General features: G+C 71.2%; 19 protein-coding genes and 4 pseudogenes. 21 read left to right on the forward strand and 2 right to left on the reverse strand.

What is annotated here, in order from left to right:
* Positions 1–243 precede the first annotated feature (243 nt).
* From ATK36_RS33980 to ATK36_RS27645, 14 genes and pseudogenes are all read left to right on the forward strand, one after another.
* Positions 244–660: pseudogene (locus ATK36_RS33980) on the forward strand (LAGLIDADG family homing endonuclease); the annotation flags it as partial.
* 252 nt (positions 661–912) lie between these two features.
* A pseudogene (locus tag ATK36_RS33985) lies at positions 913–1,245 on the forward strand (PhoH family protein); the annotation flags it as partial.
* The gene (gene ybeY, locus ATK36_RS27590; protein WP_098514133.1) at positions 1,242–1,793 is read left to right on the forward strand and encodes an rRNA maturation RNase YbeY; all 552 of its coding nucleotides are present in this window, start codon (positions 1,242–1,244) and stop codon (positions 1,791–1,793) included. The pseudogene ATK36_RS33985 and the gene ybeY, both read left to right, overlap by 4 nt.
* A gap of 9 nt (positions 1,794–1,802) precedes the next feature.
* Positions 1,803–3,134 (forward strand): hemolysin family protein, encoded by a 1,332-nt coding sequence (locus ATK36_RS27595; protein ID WP_098514134.1) that lies wholly within the window; start codon positions 1,803–1,805, stop codon positions 3,132–3,134.
* On the forward strand, positions 3,127–3,465 hold the full coding sequence (locus ATK36_RS27600; protein WP_098514135.1) for a cytidine deaminase: 339 nt from the start codon (positions 3,127–3,129) through the stop codon (positions 3,463–3,465). The genes ATK36_RS27595 and ATK36_RS27600 overlap by 8 nt, the downstream gene beginning before the upstream one ends.
* The gene (era, locus tag ATK36_RS27605; RefSeq protein ID WP_098514136.1) at positions 3,462–4,361 is read left to right on the forward strand and encodes a GTPase Era; all 900 of its coding nucleotides are present in this window, start codon (positions 3,462–3,464) and stop codon (positions 4,359–4,361) included. Before ATK36_RS27600 ends, era begins: the two co-directional genes overlap by 4 nt.
* A 107-nt stretch (positions 4,362–4,468) precedes the next feature.
* Positions 4,469–4,918 carry a DUF2752 domain-containing protein gene (locus tag ATK36_RS27610; RefSeq protein WP_098514137.1) on the forward strand — a complete coding sequence of 150 codons (450 nt, stop codon included), beginning with the start codon at positions 4,469–4,471 and terminating at the stop codon, positions 4,916–4,918.
* 164 nt (positions 4,919–5,082) lie between these two features.
* Entirely contained in the window at positions 5,083–6,525 is a 1,443-nt protein-coding gene (locus tag ATK36_RS27615; RefSeq protein ID WP_098514138.1) for an RDD family protein, read from the forward strand.
* A 126-nt stretch (positions 6,526–6,651) separates the two neighbouring features.
* Positions 6,652–7,428, forward strand: a complete 777-nt coding sequence (gene recO / locus ATK36_RS27620) for a DNA repair protein RecO (RefSeq protein WP_098514139.1) — start codon at positions 6,652–6,654, stop codon at positions 7,426–7,428.
* Between the two features lie 29 nt (positions 7,429–7,457).
* The gene (locus ATK36_RS27625; protein WP_098514140.1) at positions 7,458–8,279 is read left to right on the forward strand and encodes an isoprenyl transferase; all 822 of its coding nucleotides are present in this window, start codon (positions 7,458–7,460) and stop codon (positions 8,277–8,279) included.
* Positions 8,276–8,695: a YbjN domain-containing protein gene (locus tag ATK36_RS27630; RefSeq protein WP_098514141.1), complete on the forward strand. Its 420-nt coding sequence runs from the start codon at positions 8,276–8,278 to the stop codon at positions 8,693–8,695. The genes ATK36_RS27625 and ATK36_RS27630 overlap by 4 nt, the downstream gene beginning before the upstream one ends.
* A gap of 803 nt (positions 8,696–9,498) precedes the next feature.
* Positions 9,499–10,515, forward strand: coding sequence for a permease (locus ATK36_RS27635; protein ID WP_098515223.1), 1,017 nt, complete (start codon positions 9,499–9,501; stop codon positions 10,513–10,515).
* Positions 10,515–10,703, forward strand: a pseudogene (locus tag ATK36_RS27640) (TIGR03943 family putative permease subunit); the annotation flags it as partial. The gene ATK36_RS27635 and the pseudogene ATK36_RS27640, both read left to right, overlap by 1 nt.
* A gap of 282 nt (positions 10,704–10,985) precedes the next feature.
* Positions 10,986–11,519: pseudogene (locus ATK36_RS27645) on the forward strand (TIGR03943 family putative permease subunit); the annotation flags it as partial.
* 518 nt (positions 11,520–12,037) lie between these two features.
* Here the strand turns inward: ATK36_RS27645 and ATK36_RS27650 are convergent.
* Positions 12,038–12,460 carry a Fur family transcriptional regulator gene (locus ATK36_RS27650; RefSeq protein ID WP_098514142.1) on the reverse strand — a complete coding sequence of 141 codons (423 nt, stop codon included), beginning with the start codon at positions 12,458–12,460 and terminating at the stop codon, positions 12,038–12,040.
* Complete coding sequence (locus tag ATK36_RS34880; protein ID WP_170069933.1) at positions 12,457–12,951, reverse strand: ArsR/SmtB family transcription factor; 495 nt, start codon at positions 12,949–12,951, stop codon at positions 12,457–12,459. Before ATK36_RS34880 ends, ATK36_RS27650 begins: the two co-directional genes overlap by 4 nt.
* 1,189 nt (positions 12,952–14,140) lie before the next feature.
* Here ATK36_RS34880 and ATK36_RS27660 point away from each other — a divergent pair.
* The 7 genes from ATK36_RS27660 to ATK36_RS27690 all read left to right on the forward strand — a co-directional run bounded on the left by ATK36_RS27660 (position 14,141) and on the right by ATK36_RS27690 (position 21,355).
* Positions 14,141–15,529 carry a glycine--tRNA ligase gene (locus ATK36_RS27660; RefSeq protein ID WP_098514143.1) on the forward strand — a complete coding sequence of 463 codons (1,389 nt, stop codon included), beginning with the start codon at positions 14,141–14,143 and terminating at the stop codon, positions 15,527–15,529.
* 143 nt (positions 15,530–15,672) lie between these two features.
* Complete coding sequence (locus tag ATK36_RS27665; RefSeq protein WP_098514144.1) at positions 15,673–16,599, forward strand: ABC transporter ATP-binding protein; 927 nt, start codon at positions 15,673–15,675, stop codon at positions 16,597–16,599.
* Positions 16,596–17,336 carry an ABC transporter permease gene (locus ATK36_RS27670; RefSeq protein WP_098514145.1) on the forward strand — a complete coding sequence of 247 codons (741 nt, stop codon included), beginning with the start codon at positions 16,596–16,598 and terminating at the stop codon, positions 17,334–17,336. Before ATK36_RS27665 ends, ATK36_RS27670 begins: the two co-directional genes overlap by 4 nt.
* Before the next feature lie 98 nt (positions 17,337–17,434).
* Positions 17,435–18,568, forward strand: a complete 1,134-nt coding sequence (locus ATK36_RS27675; protein WP_098515224.1) for a sensor histidine kinase — start codon at positions 17,435–17,437, stop codon at positions 18,566–18,568.
* Positions 18,565–19,170, forward strand: coding sequence for a response regulator transcription factor (locus ATK36_RS27680; RefSeq protein WP_098515225.1), 606 nt, complete (start codon positions 18,565–18,567; stop codon positions 19,168–19,170). The genes ATK36_RS27675 and ATK36_RS27680 overlap by 4 nt, the downstream gene beginning before the upstream one ends.
* A gap of 194 nt (positions 19,171–19,364) precedes the next feature.
* Positions 19,365–20,018: a YdcF family protein gene (locus tag ATK36_RS27685; protein WP_098514146.1), complete on the forward strand. Its 654-nt coding sequence runs from the start codon at positions 19,365–19,367 to the stop codon at positions 20,016–20,018.
* A 41-nt stretch (positions 20,019–20,059) separates the two neighbouring features.
* Positions 20,060–21,355: a deoxyguanosinetriphosphate triphosphohydrolase gene (locus tag ATK36_RS27690; RefSeq protein WP_098514147.1), complete on the forward strand. Its 1,296-nt coding sequence runs from the start codon at positions 20,060–20,062 to the stop codon at positions 21,353–21,355.
* Positions 21,356–21,387: the final 32 nt, after the last annotated feature.

Here is a 21,387-nt window from a genome sequence, read left to right on the forward strand (position 1 = left end):
ACTCCGGTCCTCGGCGTCTATCCGCAGGGCGAGAAGGACATCTACCGGCTGACCGCGGGCGACGGCTCGTCGACCCTGTGCTGTGGGGACCACCTCTGGACGGTCAAGACCGCGTCGGGCAAACGGCGCGGCAAACCGTGGCGGGTCCTCGAAACCAAGCAGATGATCGGCAAGTTCCGCGCGCGGCGGTACGAGCTGCCGATGCTGTCCGGTCCGGCCTGCCATCCCGCCCGCCCGGTCCCGATGGATCCCTACGCGCTCGGCCTGTTGCTCGGCGAAGGTCGCCTGACCGGGTCCACGACCCCGGGCTTCGCGACGAACGATCCCGAGCTTCCGGGCGCCCGCGTGCGGCATCGCGCCGGGGCGAACGATGCCCCCGACCAGAACGCCGAAGCCGGGGACGTCATCACACTGGAAAACCCGGTCATCGACGCACTCCGCGAACTGGAGCTGCTCGGCACCCGGTCGAACACCAAGTTCGTGCCGGAGTGCTATCTGCGCAACTCGGCCGAAGTGCGGCTCGCCCTGCTGCAGGGCCTGCTCGACGTGGACGGCGAGCCGGTCGGGCAACGCCGCCGCACCTGCCGGATCCAGTACACGACCACCTCGCCTGGGCTGCGGGACGACGTCGTCGGCCTCGTGCAGTCGCTCGGCGGAACGGCCACCGAGCGAAGCCGCCGGGCGGCGGAGGATCAGCACGACGCGTACGTGCTGGATATCCGTCTTCCCGAGGACACCGAGCCGTTCCGGCTCGCCCGCAAGCAGGAGAGCTACCACGCGGCCGGCGGCGGTGGCAGGCCGACGCGGTTCATCGACCGGATCGAGCCGGCCGGGCGCGCGGAGGCGGTCTGCATCCAGGTGGCGGCGGCCGATTCGCTCTACGTCACCGAGGGGCACCTGCTCACCCACAACACCCTCAACGACGCCTTCATCATTCTCGACGAGGCGCAGAACACCACCCCCGAGCAGATGAAGATGTTCCTCACCCGGCTCGGGTTCGGGGCCAAGATCGTGGTCACCGGGGACGTCACCCAGGTCGATCTGCCCAGCGGGCAGCGCAGCGGGCTGCGGGTCGTGCGGGAGATCCTCGAGGGCGTGGACGATCTGCACTTCGCCGAGCTGACCAGTCAGGACGTGGTGCGGCACAAGCTGGTCGGCGACATCGTCGACGCGTACGAGAAGTGGCAGGCCGCCCACGACGCGCAGGAACCGCCGTCCGGCGGCCGGAAGGGCACCCGCCGATGAGCATCGAGATCGCCAACGAGTCCGGTGTCGACGTGGACGAGACCTCGATCGTCTCGGCCGCGCGCTTCGCGCTCGACAAGATGGAGGTCAGCCCGCTCGCCGAGCTGTCCGTCCTGTGCGTCACCCTGGACGTGATGGAAGACCTGCACCAGCGCTGGATGGACCTGCCGGGCCCGACCGACGTGATGGCCTTCCCGATGGACGAGCTGGACTCCTCCCGCCGGCCGGACGCGCCGGACGCCTCGCCCGCGCTGCTCGGGGACATCGTGCTGTGCCCGGCCTTCGCGAAGGACCAGGCCAAGGCCGCCGGGCACGGGCTGCTCGACGAGCTGCACCTGCTCACCGTGCACGGGGTCCTGCACCTGCTCGGCTACGACCACGCCGAGCCGGCCGAGGAACGCGAGATGTTCGGGCTGCAGAAGCGCATTCTCGGCGAATTCCAGGCCGCGGTGGCCGCGCTGGACGCCCGCGACGCACAGCGCAACATGGACGACCGCGTGCTCGGCGTCGCCGGGCTCGACACCCCGGCCCCCGGGGAAACGCCCTAAGGTTCCGACATGGGCAGTCCCACGGCACAGCTCGTGATCGCGATCGCGCTGGTGCTGCTCGCCGGTGCCTTCGCCGCCGCCGACGCGGCCATCGGCACGGTCTCGCAGGCCCGCGTCGACGGGCTGGTGCGCAGCGGCCGCGGCGGCGCGCGTCAGCTCGCCGCGGTGGTCGCCGAGCGCCGTCGGCACATCAACCTGTTGCTCCTGCTGCGGCTCGGTTGCGAGCTGACCGCCACCGTGCTGGTCACGGTGTCCTTCCTCGGCTGGGTCAGCAGGTTCTGGCTCGCCGTGCTGCTCTCCGCGGTGGTCATGGTGGTGGTCAGCTACGTGCTGATCGGCGTCGGCCCGCGCACCATCGGCCGCCAGCACCCCTACCGCGTCGGGATGATCGCGGCCGGCCCGGTCCGGGTACTGGGTTCGATACTCGGCCCGCTGTCGCGGCTGCTCATCGTGCTCGGCAACGCGATCACCCCCGGCCGGGGTTTCCGCGAGGGCCCGTTCACCTCCGAGGTCGAACTGCGCGAATTGGTCGACCTGGCGCAGGAACGCGGCGTGGTGGAGGACTCCGAGCGGGAGATGATCCACTCGGTCTTCGAACTCGGCGACACGGTGGCCCGCGAGGTGATGGTGCCGCGCACCGAGATCGTCTGGATCGAGCGCACCAAGACCGTGCGCCAGGCCCTCGCGCTCGCGTTGCGCACCGGGTTCACCCGCGTCCCGGTGATCGACGATTCGGTCGACGACATCTGCGGCGTGGTCAACATCAAGGACCTGATGTCCGCGTACCTGGACCCGGACGGGCCGGGCACGCCGGTCGGCGCGGTGATGCACCCGGCGAGCTTCGTACCCGACTCCAAGCGGCTCGACGAGCTGCTCAAGGAGATGCAGCGCACCCACCATCACCTGGCGATCGCGGTCGACGAGTACGGCGGCACCGCGGGCCTGCTCACGATCGAGGACATCCTCGAGGAGATCGTCGGCGAGATCACCGACGAATCCGACACCGAGGAACGGCCGGACGTCGAGGAACTCGACGAAGGCGCGGTGCGGGTTTCGTCCCGGCTGAGTGTGGACGACCTCGGCGAGCTGTTCGGCGTCGACCTGGAGGACCGCGACGTGGAGACCGTCGGCGGACTGCTCGCGCAGCGACTGGGTAGGGTCCCGCTGCCGGGGGCCGAAGCCGAGGTCGCCGGCCTTCGGCTGTTCGCCGAGGGGGGCAAGGACCGCCGCGGCCGGATGCGCATCACCTCGGTCGTGGTCCGCCCGGCCGGCGCCGACGTGCGGCGGCGCACCCGGGCACCCCAATCCGATGAAAGCAACAGGAGAGTCGACCATGCCTGACCTCGAGGCCGAGGACCAGAAGCTCGTCACGCTGGCCCGTTCCGCACGGGCCCGCAACGGTGCCGCCGAAGGTGCCGCGGTGCGGGACACCGACGGCCGGACCTACGCCGCGACCACCGTCGAGCTGCCCTCGTTCCGGCTCACCGCCGTGCAGGGGGCGGTGGCCGCCGCGCTGTCCAGCGGCGCCGAGGGGCTCGAAGCGGCCGTCGTGGTGACCACCGATGCGCTCGTGGACGAGGCGTCCGTGCAGGCGGTGCGCGACGTGGCGAAGCTGGCTCCGATCGTGCGGGCCGAGCCCTCGGGCGAGATCGCCGAGGTGCTCCAGCCGTGACCGAGCCACACCGCTCCGGGTTCGCCTGCTTCGTCGGACGGCCCAACGCGGGCAAATCCACGCTCACCAATGCGCTGGTCGGCACCAAGATCGCGATCACCTCGAGCAAGCCGCAGACCACCCGGCACGCCATCCGCGGGATCGTGCACCGCCCGGACGCGCAGCTGGTGATCATCGACACACCCGGCCTGCACCGTCCGCGCACCCTGCTCGGGCAGCGGCTCAACGATCTGGTGTACGAGACCTGGTCCGAAGTGGACGTGGTCGGATTCTGCGTGCCCGCCGACGAAACGGTCGGTCCGGGCGACCGGTTCATCGCCGAGGAACTGAAGAAGATCGCGCGCCGCACCCCGGTGCTCGGCATCGTCACCAAGACCGATCTGGTCAAGCCCGAGCAGGTCGCCGAGCAGCTGCTTGCCCTGCAGCAGGTGATGGACTTCGCCGAGCTGGTGCCGGTGTCGGCGGTGGACGGGTTCCAGGTGACCACGCTGTCGGACCTGCTGGTCGCGCGGCTGCCGGAAGGACCGCAGCTGTACCCGGGCGGCGAGCTGACCGACGAACCGGAGCAGACCCTCGTCGCCGAGCTGATCCGGGAGGCCTCGCTGGAGGGCGTACGCGACGAGCTGCCGCACTCGATCGCGGTCACCGTGGAGGAGATGCTGCCGCGAGAGGGCCGCGACGACCTGATCGACGTGCACGCGCTGCTGTACGTGGAGCGGCCCAGCCAGAAGGGGATCATCCTCGGGCACCGCGGCGAACGGCTGAAGGAGGTCGGCGCCACCGCGCGCCGGCACATCGAGCGGCTGTTGGGTTCAAAGGTCTACCTCGATCTGCACGTGAAGGTGGCCAAGGACTGGCAGCGCGACCCGAAACAGCTGCGGCGGCTGGGATTCTGACTCTTCTTCGTCGCGTCGAGATCGTTTCCGGGGGAGAAGCGCATGACCCGTCTGTACCCGTCATCTCGGCCCGACGAGTACCGCCTGGCGGGTAAGGGGTTCCGGCCGTGAGCACTGTCTACACGGGAGTGCCCGCGCGCAGTCCGCGTGCGATAGCCAGGGCTCTGGCGGGGCCTGCCGCGGTCGCCGCCGGGATCGGGGTGGCCTGCGCCGCGGTGTGGTTGGGAGATCCGACCACACCCGGCGGGCTGTTTCCGGTGTGTCCCACCAAATTCCTGTTCGGCATCGACTGTCCCGGCTGCGGTGGCCTGCGGATGGCCTACAGCCTGTTGCACGGCAACGTTTCCGCGGCAGTGCGCTACAACGCGGTGGCGCTGGTGTCGGTGGTGTTGTTCGCGTGGAGCGGGCTTGCCTGGACGGTGGGCAGGCTCCGCGGCCGCGCGGTGCGTTCGTGGCTGCACTGGCGGTGGACGCCGTGGGTGGCGGGCGTGGCGTTCGCAGCCTGGTTCGTCCTGCGCAACCTGCCGTTTCCGCCGTTCGCTGGGCTGTTCGTGTGAACTTGACAGTGGTGTGGACCACGTCCGAAGCGGATCCGGTTTCCCCTGCGGGCAAGAAAAAGCCTGGCTGAAATCGGCGTAGCGGACCCGAGTACGCTCCGTGCGCCGGTGCTCACGGAAGAGTGACAGCGCCGGTGCAACGACGATGCGAGGGGGAATTCCCGATGACCGATCCCTACGGCCAGCCGGCCGGTCCGCCGCAGGGTCCGCCGCCGTTCGGTGCCCAGCCGGGACAGCCGCCCGGCGTGCCCCCGGCCCCGGGCGGATTTCCTGCGCCGCAAGGAGGTTTCGGCCAGCCACAGCCGGGTTTTGGCCCGCCGCGGGGTGCCCACGGCGGTTTCGGCCAGCCGCCCGCCGTCGGCTACGCGCCGTCGCCGCAGCCCGGTTTCGGTGCCCCGCAACCGGGTTACGGCCAGCCCGGATTCGGCGGCCCGAACCCGTACGGCCCGCCGGGTGGTTACGCGAACTGGGGCCTGCGGGTGCTCGCGATGCTGATCGACTACGGCCCGCTGCTTGCGCTTCACCTGACCGCGATCATTGTCGGCACGATCGGGCTGGGCTCGATTGTCACCGCGATCTGCTACTTGCTCGCCGGTTTGGGGTCGATCGGCTGGGGCCTCTACAACCGGTGGCTGCGGGGCGGTAACACCGGGCAGTCGCTCGGAAAGCGTGTGGTCGGGATCAAGCTCGTCAGCGAGCTGACCGGGCAGCCGATCGGCCCGGCGATGGCCTTCGTGCGCGATCTGACGCACGTGTTCGACGGGTTCGTCTGCTCCGTGGGCTTCCTGTGGCCGTTGTGGGACGAAAGGGCGCAGACCTTCGCAGACAAGATCATCCGCACCGTGGTGCTGCCCGCGGACGCCCCGGTGCCACCGCAGGCGTTCGGCTACGGCTCGCCGCAGGCCGGTTTCGGGCCGCCGCCCGGCTTCGGGCACCACCCCTCCGGCGGGTTCGTCCAGCCGCAGGCGGCGTTCGGGCAGCAGCCCGGTTTCGGACACCCGGGACAGCCGCAGCCGGGATTCGGCCAGCCGTCCTCCGAGGGGTTCGCCCAGCCACAGGCGGGACTTGCCCAGCCGCAGTCGGGACTTGCTCAGCCGCAGGCGGGATTCGCCCAGCCGCAGGCGGGACTCGCCCAGCCACAGGCGGGATTCGGTCAACCTCAGCCGAGCGTGGGCCAGCCGGGCCAGCTCCAGCCGGGACTCGGCCAGCAAGTGCCGGGACTCGGCCAGCCGGGCCAGCCGCAGGCCTTCGGCCAGCCCCCGTTCGGCGGGTTCGCCCCGCCGCCCCTGCCCGGACAGCCCGCTGCCGATCAGCCTGCCGCCGGACTTGCCGCCGCAGGGCAATCCTCCACTGGACAGCCCTCTACCGATCAGCCCGCCACCGGGCAACCCGCGCCCGGACCGACGCCGTTCGAGCAACCCGAGCCCGCCCAGGTGGTCCGCCTGGGCGGAGCAGATTCCGTCGACCGAACCCAGATGCTCAAGGCCGGCGACCCCGCTCCCGAGCGCACCCAAATGCTCAAGCCGGGCGACCCCGCCGACCCGGCTCCCGAGCGAACTCAGACGCTCAAGCCCGACGTCGCTGCAAAGAGCGACCCACCGGCCTGATCGTCTTTGCCCGTAAGAAAAAGCACAAGCCGTGCGCACCCCGGCAGCCGCGGTGCGCACCGGCTCTTTCCGCCGAACCAGGGGTGTCACCGCCCCGATATCGCCCAGAAGTGGGACGATGCCGGGGTGGTGAACCTCTACCGCGACACCGGGGTGGTGCTGCGCACGCACAAGCTCGGCGAGGCCGACCGGATCATCACCCTGCTCACGCGGCGGCACGGCAAGGTCCGGGCGGTCGCCAAGGGCGTGCGCCGCACCTCGTCCCGGTTCGGCGCGCGGCTCGAACCGTTCGGTCATGTGGACCTGCAGTTCTATCCCGGGCGCACGCTGGATGTGATCACCCAGGTGGAGACCGTGGACGCGTTCGCGCTGCCGCTGGTCGCCGACTACCAGCGCTACACCGCCGCCAGCGCCATCGCCGAGACCGCCGACCGGCTCTCCGCGGAGGAGGGCGAACCGGTGCTCAAGCTGTACCTGCTGGTCGTCGGCGCGCTGCGGGCGCTGGCCGGTGGGCAGCGGGACGCCTCGCTGGTGCTCGACGCGTTCTTCCTGCGCGCGATGGCCTACGCCGGCTGGGCGCCCGCGATCACCGAATGCGCCCGCTGCGGGCTGCCCGGCCCGCATGCCGCGTTCAACGTCGCCGCGGGCGGGTCGATGTGCCCGGACTGCCGGATCGCCGGATCGGTGCACCCCGCGCCGGAGGTGCTCACTCTGCTCGACGCGTTGCTGCAGGGGGCGTGGACGGTCGCCGAGGCCGCGCCCGGAGTCACCCGCCGGGACGCGTCCGGGCTGGTCGCGGCGCATCTGCAGTGGCATCTGGAGCGTCAGCTACGGTCGCTGCCGCTCGTGGAGCGGCGTGCCAGGCAGGTGCCTACGCCGGGGCAAGTAGGGTCACCCGGGTAGGGAAGCCCACTCGGCAGGAGGACCACGAAGTGCTGCGCAGGGGACGCGAGACCCGGGCGTCGGGGTATGAATTGCGGGCACCGGACCCGCATCCCACCGGGGCGAAGCCGCCGGAGATCCCGCGCGCGCTGCTCCCGAAGCACGTCGCGCTCGTGATGGACGGCAACGGCCGCTGGGCCAATCAGCGCGGCCTGCCCCGGATCGAGGGGCACAAGCGCGGCGAAGCGGTGATGATCGACGTCGCGAGCGGCGCGGTCGAGCTGGGCGTGAAGTGGCTTTCGGTGTACGCGTTCTCCACCGAGAACTGGAAGCGCAGCCCGGAGGAGGTGCGCTTCCTGATGGGCTTCAACCGGGACACCATCCGGCGTCAGGTGGACTATCTCGGTTCGATCGGCGTACGCATCCGGTGGGCGGGCCGTCGTCCCAAGCTGTGGGCGAGCGTGATCAAGGAACTGCAGATCGCGGAAGAGAAGACCAAGAACAACACCGCGTTGAACATGACCATGTGCGTCAACTACGGCGGACGCGCGGAGCTGGGCGACGCGATGCGCCGGATCGCCCAGGACGTGGCGGCGGGCAAGCTGAACCCCGACAAGATCGACGAGCACATCATCGGGAAGTATCTGTACCAGCCGGACATGCCGGATGTGGACCTGTTCCTGCGTCCCTCGGGGGAGCAGCGTACGTCGAACTTCCTGCTGTGGCAGTCGGCGTACGCGGAGATGGTCTACCAGGACACGCTGTTCCCGGATTTCGACCGCACCCACCTGTGGCGTGCCTGCCTGGAATTCGCCAAGCGCGACCGCCGTTTCGGCGCGGCCGTGGACCAGGCCGAAGGGAGCAACGCATGAGTACCGCGGAAGCCGCCGAGACCGGCGCCTTGCTGACCCTGGCCCGCGAAGCGCTGGAACGCTACCTCGAAGTCCACGTGGACGACGACGGCGCGATCACCTTCTCGCACGGGGACGTCCCCTGCGTCATCCAGGCCACCCGCCTCGCCGACGGTCTCACCGTGCTGAGCCTGACGTGCGTCGTCGCCTGGGACCGCCCGGACGACCCCGCGCTGGCGATCGCCGTGGCCGAACGTGCCGGCCAGGGCCTGTTCGGCACCCTCGGCCTCGGCCACACGGACCAGGGCGTCGACGTGACCCTCCGCTACGCCTTCCCGGCGGAGGGCATGGACCCGTCCCCACTCGGGACGTTGCTGATGCTGGTGGTGTCGACGGCTTCACAGTTGCGTATGGAGCTGCCCGGCGTCCAGGACTGACTGGGTTTCTGGGCGTTCGCGGGGCGGTTCTTCGCCGGGGGACAAGGTTGCCGGGGCTGGCTGTTTGACGCGGACCTTGGTGGCTGGGGCGGCTTGTCCTACGTGGGAGCTGTTTTCGGCCCGGCCGGTGTCCTGGGGCTGCCGTCCGGCTGAGTTGCTGCCGTCGGTGATTGCTGGCCTGTCGACGTGCCTTGCCTGCGGGATGGTGCTGCCGGGTGGATGTCCTTGGGGCTGTTCTCCGGCTGAGTCGCTGTTTGTCGGGCGCCTGCTGCAGGTGGCTTGCCTGAAGGTGAGTTGTCGCTCGGGCTTGGCCGCAGTCGGGTGGATGTCGCTGGGCGAGTTCGCCTTGCCACCTCGCTGAGTGGCTGTCGTTTCGGCGGGCAGGTGGTGCGGCTGCTGGTGTTTGAGGGCGTAGCTGTCGTTGGGTTTGCCTTGTTCGAGGAGATCCCTGCAGCCGCTGGTGTTGTCCCTGCTCGATCGAGCTGATGTCGCAGGGATTTGCCTCGCCGTGCCTTTCGCGCTCGACGGGTGGATGGCGCTTTGCCTTGTCCTGCAAGGTGGTTGCCGCTGGTGTTCCGGCCGGCACGGCGAGTGGTTGCCGCTGGCCGCCCGCGACTGCGCCGCCCTCGGCCGGTCGGCTCGGTCGGCTGCCGCATCCTGGCGAGCCGGCACGGCGCAGCCTCGGCAGAATGACCGATTTGTCCGTCCCAAATGGGTGACTTCTGCGCGAAACCGTCGTGAGGGTCCCCTTCACTGCACCTGCGGGCGGCGTCCGGGCGGGGGTGGCTGGCATCATCGCGTTCGTGGAAACCATTCCCGGAAACGCCACCGAGGAGCGGCCGCGCACGCGGCGGTTCCGGATCAGTTCGATCGAGATCCTGTGCGCCGTGCTGCTCGTCGCGATCCTTGCGCAGAGCCGGCTGCAGGAGCTGTTCGACGTGCCCGCGTTGCGCACCGGCGCGACCGTGTTCGTCGCGGTGTGCGTGCAGGCGCTGCCCTTTCTGGTGCTCGGGGTGCTGATCAGCGGGGCCATCGCGGCGTTCGTGCCCGCGCGGGTGCTCGAGCGGGTGCTGCCGCGCCGGGCCTCGGCCGCGGTCGGGGTGGCCGGGCTGGCGGGCGTGGCCCTGCCGGGGTGCGAATGCGCGTCCGTGCCGGTCGCCCGGCGGCTGATCGGCCAGGGAGTGGCGCCGGCGGCGGCACTGACCTTCCTGCTCGCCGCGCCCGCGGTGAACCCGGTGGTGCTGGTGGCCACCGCGGTGGCGTTCCCCGGCCGTCCGGAAATGGTGCTCGCGCGGTTCGCCGGGTCGCTCGCGACGGCGATGGCGATGGGCTGGATCTGGGCGCGCTGGGGCAGGCTGTCCTGGATCACCGAACGCGCCCTGCGCCGGTTGCCCGACGTGCCGCCGGGCCGCCGCTGGCAGGTGTTCGCCGAGACCGCGCGCACCGATCTGGTGGAGGCAGGCGGATTCCTCGTGCTGGGCGCGCTGATCTCCGCGTCGCTCAACGTACTCGTGCCGGCGCAGTGGTTCGGTGTGCTGTCCGGGCAGGTGGTGCTCGGCGTGCTGGTGATGGCCGTGCTGGCCGTGGTGCTGGCGCTGTGCAGCGAGGCGGACGCGTTCGTGGCCGCGTCGCTGGCCGCCGTGCCGTTGCTGCCGAAGCTGGTCTTCCTGGTGGTCGGCCCGGCCATCGACGTGAAGCTGTTCGCCTTGCAGGCCGGCACCTTCGGGAAGTCCTTCGCGGCCCGGTTCGCCCCGGTGACATTCGTGGTGGCACTTCTCTGCGGCACGGCCGCGGGCCTGATCTTCCTCGGGGGTGCGTGATGAGGCGGGAAACCCAGAACGTCCTGCTGATCCTCCTCGGCGGCGCGCTGGTGAAGATCGCGATCAACGGCGACTACCTGCGCTATGTCAAACCGGCCCAGCAACCGTGGATCATCGCCGGCGGAGTGGTGATGCTCCTGCTCGGCATCGTCGCGATCGTTGCCGATCTGCTCCGCGCCCGCTCGGCGGCGAAGGCCGCCGCGCAAGCCGGGCCGGACGTCGTCGCGGCGGGCCATCAGCCGCCCGAAGCTGCAGACGGCCAGGGCTGCGAGACATCTGATGCCCAGGCCCGGGTGACGGCGGGCCACCACCTCGCGGACTCTGCGGGCGCTGGGCCGATCGATGGGCATGCGGAGGAGTCCGGTCAGCGCCAGGGCATCGAGGAGTATCCGGCCGGGTTCCGACAAAACAAGGACCCAAGCCTGGCTGACGGGCCTCCGCCATGGGGCGAGCCGGACAGCGCCGCCGGACATCCGGTGGGGGACGGGCACGGACACCACCACCCGGCGCGCTCGGCGTGGCTGCTCGTCGTGCCGGTGCTCGCCGTATTCCTCGTGGCGCCGCCTGCGCTCGGCGCGGATTCGGTCACCCGGACCGAGGCGAGAGTGCCCCAGAGCGCGGCGACCACGGCCGAGTCGGCTTTCCCGCCGCTGCCCGCCGAAGCAGTGGTGCCGATGGCGATGAACGAGGTCGTGTCACGGGCCGGCTGGGATTCGGGCGGCACTCTCAACGGCCGGACGATCGCGATCTCCGGCTTCGTCGTGCACAACGGCGGGCAGACCCTGCTGGCCCGCCTCGTCATCAGCTGCTGCGCGGCCGACGCTTCCCCGGTAACAGTGCACCTGAAAGGAGGTGAGGCGGACCGTTTCCCGAGCGACACCTGGCTTCGGGTCACCGGACAGATCGTTCCCGGCACCGCGAACGAGGCGAACAGCTACACCCCCGACTTCGTCCCGGCGACCGTCGAACGGATCACCGCGCCCAAGGACCCGTACGAGTACTGAGCTGTCCGGCCGGGTCTGTCCGGTGAGCGAACTCGGCGCCGAGAAGCGTGGCGGTGGGCGGCAAAGCCGAAGCTGCGCGGCGAACGGTCCGGTGCGGAGCGGTGCGGCAGTGAGCGGGCCGGGGCTGCGCGGGGCACGATCCGGTGCCGAGAGTCGGCTGCAGCCCAGGCCGGATCCGACAGCCAGGGCCGGTCGGAAGCACCTCGACGCTTCGCCGCCCGGCCTCTGCGCGCGGCGCCGCACTGGACTCGACGCCTGCCGCACTGGACTCGATGCCTGCTGAACCCAGCGCTTGGCCAGGTCGGCCGCCGACTGGCCCGAGGCGTGCGCAGGACCGGCGCCAGGTCGTACCCAGGACGGAGCCAGGCCGCACCCAGTGCCTCGCTGGACTCGGCGCCAGGCCGGACCCCTGCCTCGCTGGACTCTGCGCCAGGCTGGCCCCAACGTCCGAACGGGCCGAGGTCCGGCTCAGCCGGATGCCGGTCCCCGGGGGCGACCGACGGATCGGGATGCCGGGTTCAGCCTGCGGCGTGTTCCGCGCAGGTGCCGGTGATCTCCACGGTGTGGCTGATGTCGCTGAAGCCGTGTTCGGCGGCGATCTTCTCCGCCCAGCGTTCCACTGCCGGACCTTCGACCTCCACGGTGCGGCCGCAGACGCGGCACACCAGGTGATGGTGGTGGTGTGCGGAGCACAGCCGGTAGATCGCTTCGCCCGAGTCGGTGCGCAGGACGTCGATCTCGCCTGCCTCGGACAAGGACTGCAGGGTGCGGTACACCGTGGTCAGGCCGATGCCGTCGCCGCGCTTGCGGAGTTCGTCGTGGAGTTCCTGGGCGGAGCGGAAATCGTTGACGGTGGTGAGCAGATCGACCACCGCCGCTCGCTGCCGAGTGGCGCGGCGGCCGGGGACCGGGGCGGGTTTCGAGGCCCGGGACATCGTCATTTCCCTTCCTGCACGTGGGTCACCGCATCGACGACGATGTGCGCCAAGTGGTCGTCCACCAGCCGGTAGACGACCTCGCGGCCGCGGCGGTCACCGCGCACCACGCCTGCCGTCTTGAGCACCCGCAGGTGCTGGCTGATCAACGGTTGCGCGACGTCCAGCGCGTCCACCAGCTCGTGGACGCACCGGTCCGCCTCGCGCAGCTGCAGCACGATGGCGATCCGCACCGGGGCGGCGAGTGCCCGCAGCAGCTCGCCCGCGTCGGCTAGGGCGGCCGTCGGGACCGCGGATCCCGGGGGCCCGCCGCTCGGGCCGGGCTCGTGGCCGTCGGCCTCAAGCGCGGAACCTGCGGCGGCTGCGGAACCTGCGGCATCCGGGACTCCCCGAACGCCCGCCGCACCGGGATCGCTTGCGGTACCGGGACCATTCGCGGCGCTGGGACCACTTGCGGCACTGGGACCACTCGTCGTACCCGGACCGGCTGCTGCCACACCCAAGCCACTTGCCGCACCGGCACCGGCCGCCACACCCGAAGCGCCTCCGGCGCCGGCTGCCACACCGGAACCGCTTCCGGCGCCGGCTGCCACACCGGAACCGCTTCCGGCGCCGGCTGCCACACCCGAACCGCCTCCGGCACCGGCTGCGACACCCAAGCCGCGTGCCATACCGGCACCGGCTGCGACACCGGAACCGCCTCCGGAACCGGCTGCCACATCCGAAGCGCCTCCAGCACCCGAATCGCCTGGGGCGCCCAAACCGCGAGCGGCACCTGGGCTACCGGTGGCGGCAACACCCGCCGCACCCGGAACGCGAGCGGTGCCGGGGCTACCCGCAGCTGCCGGAGCGCCTGCCGCGCCCGCGACCCCGGCCGCGTCCGGAACACCTGTGGCGCCTTCGGGGTTCCCGGTGGGGCGGAGCGAGGCGCCGGAACGTCCCGGCGGGTCCGCGGCCGGGCCGGTCGAGAGGGCACCCGAACTGGCCGGTGTCATCGCCTGCCTCCAACTCGCGTCCTGCCGTCCTGCCGGGGCACCGTGAGGGTGGCGGTCCCGAAGGCGGATGTCATTGCCGATAACAGTCTGTTCCATCGTAGTGTTCCCGAACACCCGACCGGGCGGGTACGGGGGCACCGGGCCGGCGGTAGGACGACTGTGCTCCCCCTGCAGGGTGAGTTCGCTGCGAGGTGACCCGCCGGCTTTTCGCAAGCCCCGGGGCCGAGCTGTAGCGGCTGGGCTGTGGGGTGCCGATCCCGCGCATTGCCTCCCACGACGCCGTGTGGTGGGGCATCCGGCTCGGCGCTGCCCAAGGGCGTGCCTGTGCTGTCCGGTCACCTGCGACCAACGGACCGACGATCCATGGCGCGTACGCACCGGCGACAACGGCGAGTGTCGTCGAACTTCTCCGACGGTCGCTGGCCCTCCACACGGCGGTGCGGTCACCCTGTCAAGGTGGTTCCCCCGGCCCGGGGCCACACCGGCTCGTGTCATCACCTGTGGGGGCGGCCACCTCGACGGCCCCGGCGGGCTCGCCGAGAACCGGCTCGTCACGGCGGATCCGGTGTCCTGCCCCGGCCGACCGGGCCGCGCCCGCCGACGCACGGCCTGCGCGCAGCCGCGCCGGGCCCAGCGGATAGGCTGGACGTCTTAGTCCGATAACCGTCCCCGCATGCGTCCGGAGCGTGGAGTGCCCGCCAACACCATCGATACCGTCGTCAGTCTGTGCAAGCGCCGTGGCTTCGTCTTCCCGTCGGGAGAGATCTACGGCGGCACCAGGTCGGCGTGGGACTACGGGCCGCTCGGCGTGGAGCTGAAGGACAACATCAAGCGCCAGTGGTGGAAAGCCATGGTGCAGGGCCGCGAGGACGTGGTCGGCCTCGACTCCTCGGTGATCCTGCCGCGCCAGGTGTGGGTCGCCTCGGGGCACGTGAACGTGTTCACCGACCCGCTGATCGAATGCCTGTCCTGCCACAAGCGGTTCCGGGCCGACCAGCTCGCCGAGGACTTCGAGGCGCGCACCGGCAAGCCGACCGCCGAGGACGACCTGTCCGAGGTGCCGTGCCCGAACTGCGGCACCCGCGGCAAGTACACCGAACCGCGTGACTTCAACATGATGCTCAAGACCCACCTCGGCCCGGTGGAGACCGAGGAGGGCCTGGCCTACCTGCGCCCGGAGACCGCGCAGGGCATCTTCGTCAACTTCCTCAACGTGCAGACCGCCTCGCGCCGCAAGCCGCCGTTCGGCATCGGCCAGATCGGCAAGTCGTTCCGCAACGAGATCACCCCGGGCAACTTCATTTTCCGCACCCGCGAGTTCGAGCAGATGGAGATGGAGTTCTTCGTCGAACCGGGCGAGGACGAGACCTGGCACCAGTACTGGATCGACACCCGCACGGAGTGGTACACCGACCTCGGCATCAAGCCGGAGAACCTGCGGCATTTCGAGCACCCGAAGGAAAAGCTCTCGCATTACGCGAAGCGCACCGTCGACATCGAATACCGCTTCGCGTTCAACGCCGGGCAGGAATGGGGCGAGCTGGAGGGCATCGCCAACCGCACCGATTTCGACCTCACCACGCACTCCAACCACTCCGGCGTGGACCTGTCGTTCTTCGACCAGGCCTCCGGGCAGCGTTACCGCCCGTTCGTGATCGAGCCCGCGGCGGGGGTCGGCCGGTCGATGATGGCCTTCCTGATCGACGCCTACGACGAGGAAGAGGTGCCGAACGCCAAGGGCGGCACCGACAAGCGCACCGTGCTGCACCTGGACCCGCGGCTGGCCCCGTTCAAGGCCGCGGTGCTGCCCCTCTCGCGCAACGCCGACCTCTCGCCGAAGGCCCGCGATCTCGCCGCCCGGCTGCGCAAGCACTGGAACGTCGACTTCGACGACGCGCAGGCGATCGGCCGCCGGTACCGCCGCCAGGACGAGATCGGCACCCCGTACTGCGTCACGGTGGACTTCGACTCCCTGGAGGACCAGGCGGTCACCGTCCGCGAACGCGACAGCATGACCCAGGAGCGGATCGCGATCGACCAGGTGGAGTCCTACCTGGCCAGTCGTCTGCTCGGCTGCTGATCGCGCCGATTCTCCAGCGTCACGGCCCCTTTCCGCTCCGGCGGGAAGGGGCCGTCGCCTTGTCCTGCCCCTGACATCTGTCACGGGTAGGACATGACGCCCGCCCTGCGTACCGGGGCGGTTCCGGCGGCACGCTCGGGGACATGGAAAACACCGATGTTGTCGCGGCCGGGGCCGCGGTCCGGATGGCCGGGGTGCACAAGCACTACGGCGACGTGCCCGCGGTGGCCGGGGTCGATCTGACCATCGCACCGGGTGAGGTGGTGGCGCTGCTCGGCCCGAACGGGGCGGGCAAGTCCACCGCCGTCGACCTGATCCTCGGCCTGGGCGACCCCGATCACGGGACCGTCTCGATCTTCGGCCGGAAGCCGGGCGAGGCGGTGCGGGACGGGTTGATCGGCGCGATGCTGCAGAACGGCACGCTGCTGGACGACCTGACCGTGCGGGAGACCGTCGGGCTGGTCGGGCGGCTGCACCGGCGGCCGCTGCCGCTCGGCGAGGCGCTGCGCCAAGCCGGGATCGAGGACCTCGCCGGACGCCGGGCGAACAAGCTCTCCGGTGGGCAGAAACAACGCGTCCGGTTCGCGATCGCGCTGGTCTCCGACCCCGACTTGCTGGTGCTCGACGAACCGACCGCGGCGATGGACGTCGGCAGCAGGCGCGAGTTCTGGCAGTCCATGTACACCTTCACCGAGACCGGGCGGACGGTGCTGTTCGCGACGCATTACCTCGAAGAGGCCGAAGAATTCGCCGATCGGGTGGTCTTGATGCGCGCCGGCCGGGTGGTCGCCGACGGGTCGGTGGCCCAGGTTCGTGCCCTGGCGGGCGGCCGCACCATCCGCGCGGTGCTGCCCGGCGCCACCGCGCAGTTCCTCGCCGCGCTGCCTGCGGTCACCGCGCACGACCTGCGTGGTGACCGGATCTCCTTGTCCAGCACCGATTCCGACGCGACGCTGCGGGCGCTGCTGACCGCCGCCCCGGCCGCCCGCGAGGTGGAGGTCGGCGCGGTCGGCCTCGAAGGCGCGTTCCTGTCGCTGACCACCGACGAGCCCGAAGGAGCCCTCCGATGAACGTGGCATACCTGTCCACCGAGGTCCGCAGGCTGCTGCGGTCCCCGCGGTTCCTGATGCTCGTCGTGGCCTTCCCCGTACTGATGTTCCTGTTGCAGGCCACCGTGTTCACCTCATCGAGCGATCCGGATCACGGGCGTGTGGTGGCCCTGCTGATGATCAACATGATGGCGTTCGGCGCGTTCGGCGCCGGGCTGACCAACGGCACGAAGCTCACCGTCGAACGGGCCTCCGGCTGGCAGCGGCAGTTGAGGCTGACCCCGCTGACCGGTCTGCAGTACCTGGGTGGGAAGGCGCTGGCCGGGATGCTCGTCGTCCTGCCCGCGGTGCTGCTGGTGCCGCTGATCGCGTTCCTGGCCGAAGGAGTGCACCTCGCCCCGCTTGCCTGGCTGCGGATCATCCTGGGGGTCTGGCTCGGCGCGCTGCCGCTCGTCCTGCTCGGCCTGCTGCTGGGGCAGTTGTGCACTCCGGAGTCGATGCAGCCGGTGACCATGCTGCTGGTGCTGGGCGTGGGTTTCCTCGGCGGGCTGTGGCTGCCCTTGGAGGCGATGGCGGGCTGGATGCAGGGCGTGGCGCACGCGTTGCCGACGTACTGGATGATCAGCCTGGTCCGCCCGGTGGTGACCACGCAGCTGGTGGTCGGCTATCCCGCCGCGCTGCTCGCGCTGGCCGCCTGGACGGTCGGCTTGGGCGCGCTGGTGATCCGGCTCTACCGTAAGACCAGCGCCCGGGTCTGAGACCGGACGGGAGAAAAGGGGACACAGTGGCGCGTACCGAGGCCGGGAAGTTCCGCTTCCTGCTCAACGACCGGGCGTCGTGGTGGGAGGAACCAGGGATGGGGCCGATCGACCCCCGCCCGCGCAAGGCCCGTTGGCCGCTGTTCGGCGCGCTGTTCCTGTTGCCCTACCTGATCCCGGCCACCCGGGGCCTGGTCGAGGACCACGGGCCGCTCCTGCCGCGGATCCTGACCGCGCTGCTGGTGTACGCCTACGCGGCCTGCTACATGGGGTTCCCGCTGGTGTTCAACCGCTCCCGCCGGGTCAAGTTCGTCTTCGGCGGCGGGATGCTGCTCCTCGGGCTGGTGGCCACGGTGGGGTTCGTGTCCAGCCCGTACATCCTGATCTACGCCACCGCGACGATCGCGTTCGTCCTGCCGCCGGCGTGGGCGCTGATCCTGGACGGGGCGGCTCTCGGGCTGGTCGCGCTGGTGCTGCTGGGCACCGACCAGCTCTCCGGCGACGTGGGCGACCTGATCGCGGTCGTCTCGATCACCGCGGCGATGTTCTTCATGGCGAACCTGGCCCGCGCGATCCGCAGGCTGGAGCAGGCGAACCGCGAGATCGCGGTGCTGGCCGTGGCGAACGAGCGCGAACGGGTGGCGCGCGACCTGCACGATCTGCTCGGGCACAGCCTGACCACGATCACCGTGAAGGCCGGGGTGGCACGCCGGGTGCTGGAGACCTCCGCCGACATTCCTCGTGCGGTGCAGGAGATCCGCGAGGTCGAAGGGCTCACCCGGACCGCGCTGAGCGACGTGCGCGCCACCGTCTCGGAGTACCGGGAGGTGTCGCTGCCGGCCGAGGTCGCGGGTGCGCGGGCCGCGCTGCGGGCGGCGGAGATCGAGGCCGACCTGCCGAACGCGGTCGACAACGTCCGCGCCGAGCTGCAGAGCACTTTCGGGTACGTGCTGCGCGAGGCGATCACCAACGTGGTGCGGCATTCCGGGGCGAAGCGGGTGTGCGTGCGCCTCGGCGTGGACTGGCTGGAGATCGAGGACGATGGCCGGGGAGGCGAGGAAGCGGTGGCGGGCAACGGATTGCGCGGCCTCTCCGAACGGGTGGCCGCGGCCGGCGGGACCGTGTGCGCGCAGCCGCGGCCCGGGGGAGGATGGCGCGTCCGGGCCGAGATCCCGGCACCGGGCGGAACCGCCGCCGCGGTGCGGGGCGAAACCGCGGGAGGATGGACGTGATCCGGGTCCTGCTGGCCGACGATCAGGCGATGGTGCGCGGGGCGCTGGCCACGGTGCTCGGCCTGGAGCCGGACATCGAGGTGGTCGCCCAGGTCGGCAGCGGCGACGAGGTGGTCGCCGCGGCGCGGCGGCATGCCCCCGATCTGGCGCTGCTCGACGTGCAGATGCCCGGGATGGACGGGCTGAGCGCCGCCGCGGCGCTCCACGAGGCCCTGCCCGGCTGCCGGGTGATCATCTGCACCACCTTCGGCAGGCCCGGATACCTGGCCAGGGCGATGGCCGCGGGTGCGGCCGGGTTCGTGGTGAAGGACGCTCCGCCGGAACAGCTCGTGGCGGCCGTCCGCCGGGTCCACAGTGGACTCCGGGTGGTGGATCCGGCGCTCGCCGCGGAATCGCTGGCCACCGGCGCCAGCACGCTCACCGGCCGTGAGCAGGACGTGCTGCAGGCGGCCAGCGACGGCGCCACCGTCTCGGACATCGCGAAGAAGCTGTTCCTGTCGGAGGGCACCGTGCGCAATCACCTGTCCGCCGCGATCGGCAAGACCGGCGCGCGAACCCGCGCGGAGGCCGTCCGGCTGGCCGAGGAACGCGGGTGGCTCTAGCCGTCGTGCTGTGAAGGGGCCCTTCACGGACTCTGAGGCCAGGGCCCCGGCAAAGGTGGCCGAGGACCCGTGGTCGGCAGGGGGAGCCGTGGCTACCGGACCGGTTTCGGGTCCGTGAAGGGTCCCCTCACGGACCTCTGCGTGTCCCGGACCGCCTCCCGGGGCGGCGGCGCGGCTCTGCCAGGATGGCCGCCATGAGCGCGGCCGAACGGACTGGACCCACCGGGGCGAATTGGGCTCGCCGCATCGTTTTCGGCGGGGTTCTGGTGCTGGTGGCGGTCATCGCGGGGACCGGATTCCGCGTGTGGCAGGTGGCTCGGGACAACGACAGCGCGCGGGCCGACGTGATCGTCGTGCTGGGTGCCGCGCAGTACAACGGCAGGCCTTCGGAGATCTTCAGCGCTCGGCTGGAGAAGGCGCGGCAGCTGTATGCCGGAGGCGTGGCGAAGACCGTGATCACCGCCGGAGGCAAGAAGGCCGCCGACAACTTCACCGAGGCACAGGCGGGAGCGCGGTGGCTGACCCGCCACGGCGTGCCGGCTTCGGCGACCCTCCCGGTCGGCGAAGGCAACGACACGTTGCAGAGCCTGCGCGCGGTTTCCGTCGAGCTGACCGCGCACGGCTGGCGTTCCGCAGTGCTGGTGAGCGATCCGTGGCATTCGTTCCGCTCGCGCACGATGGCGCGGGACCTCGGGATCGACGCGTGGACCTCGCCGACGCACAGCGGCCCGATCGTGCAGGAGCGCGGCACGCAGATCCGCTACATCTTCCGCGAGACCGGCGCCCTGCTGTTCTACGAGCTGGCCAAGGCTCCCGCGGACGACCTGTTCGCCACGATGCTGGGCTGAACCGGGCGGAGATTGCCGGTCCGCGCGCTTAAGCTGGCCGGGTGGACGAGGGTTACCGCGAGCACGACCGCGCCCGGGTGCTGGCCGAGGCGGCCAAGGGCGCGGCGCTCGCCGGTGCGCGCCCGGACGGGCGCAGCGCGTTCGCCCGGGATCGCGCGCGGGTGCTGCATTCGGCGGCGCTGCGGCGGCTGGCGGGCAAGACGCAGGTGGTCGGCCCGGGGGAGGGGGCCGAGGTCAGCGGCGCTCCGCGGACCCGGCTCACGCATTCGCTGGAGGTCGCGCAGATCGGCCGGGGCATCGCCGAGGAGCTGGGCACCGATCCGGATCTGGCCGACACCGCCGGGCTGGCGCACGACATCGGGCACCCGCCGTTCGGGCACAACGGGGAGCAGGCGCTGGACCTGGTCGCGCAGCCCTGCGGCGGGTTCGAGGGCAACGCGCAGACGTTGCGGATCCTCACCCGGCTGGAGCCGAAGGTGCTGGCCGCCGACGGCGCCCCGGCCGGGCTCAACCTCACCCGCGCCTGCCTCGACGCCACCACGAAGTACCCGTGGACCCGCCAGGCGGGCAACCCGAAATACGGCGTCTACCCGGACGATCGGCCGGTGTTCGACTGGCTCCGGGCGGGTGCCCCCGGCCTGCGCCGCTGCCTGGAGGCGCAGATCATGGACTGGTCCGACGACGTGGCGTATTCCGTGCACGACGTCGAGGACGGCGTGCTGGCCGGCCGGATCCGGCTGCGTGTGCTGGCCGACCAGGAGGAACGCGCCGCGGTCGCCGAGGCCGCGGCGCGGCATTTCTCCACCCTGTCGGTGTCCACTTTGGAGGGTGCGGCGAAGGAGCTGCTCGACCTGCCGGTGGTCGCGGAGCTGGTGCACGCGCCCCCGGACGGCTCACTGGCGGCGCAGGTGGCGCTGAAACGGCTGACGAGCGAGCTGGTCGGCCGGTTCGCCTCCGCCGCGGTCACCGGCACCCGCAGCGCGTACGGCGAGGGCCCGCTCACCCGCTACGGCGCGCGCCTGGCCGTGCCCGATCAGGCGGCTGCGGAGGTCGCCCTGCTGAAGGCGCTGGCCCTGCGGTACGTGATGAGCGACCGCCGCCGCCTCGCCCTGCAGGACGGCCAGCGCGAGCTGATCACGGAGCTGGTCGCCGCCCTGTGCCGCCGCGCGCCGGAAGCCCTGGATCCGCTGTACATCCCGGCCTGGCACGGCGCTTCGGACGATGCCGCCCGGTTGCGCGTGGTGGTCGACCAGGTCGCCTCGCTCACCGATGCCCAGGCCTACGAATGGCATCGCTGGCACACCGGGCGGCACGGGACTCCGCCGACCGGCGGGTGATCGGCAGCGCACCGGGTGGACTGGCTCGATTC

It is taken from the genome of Amycolatopsis sulphurea (assembly GCF_002564045.1).
In the GTDB taxonomy this organism is placed as follows: Bacteria; Actinomycetota; Actinomycetes; order Mycobacteriales; family Pseudonocardiaceae; genus Amycolatopsis; species Amycolatopsis sulphurea.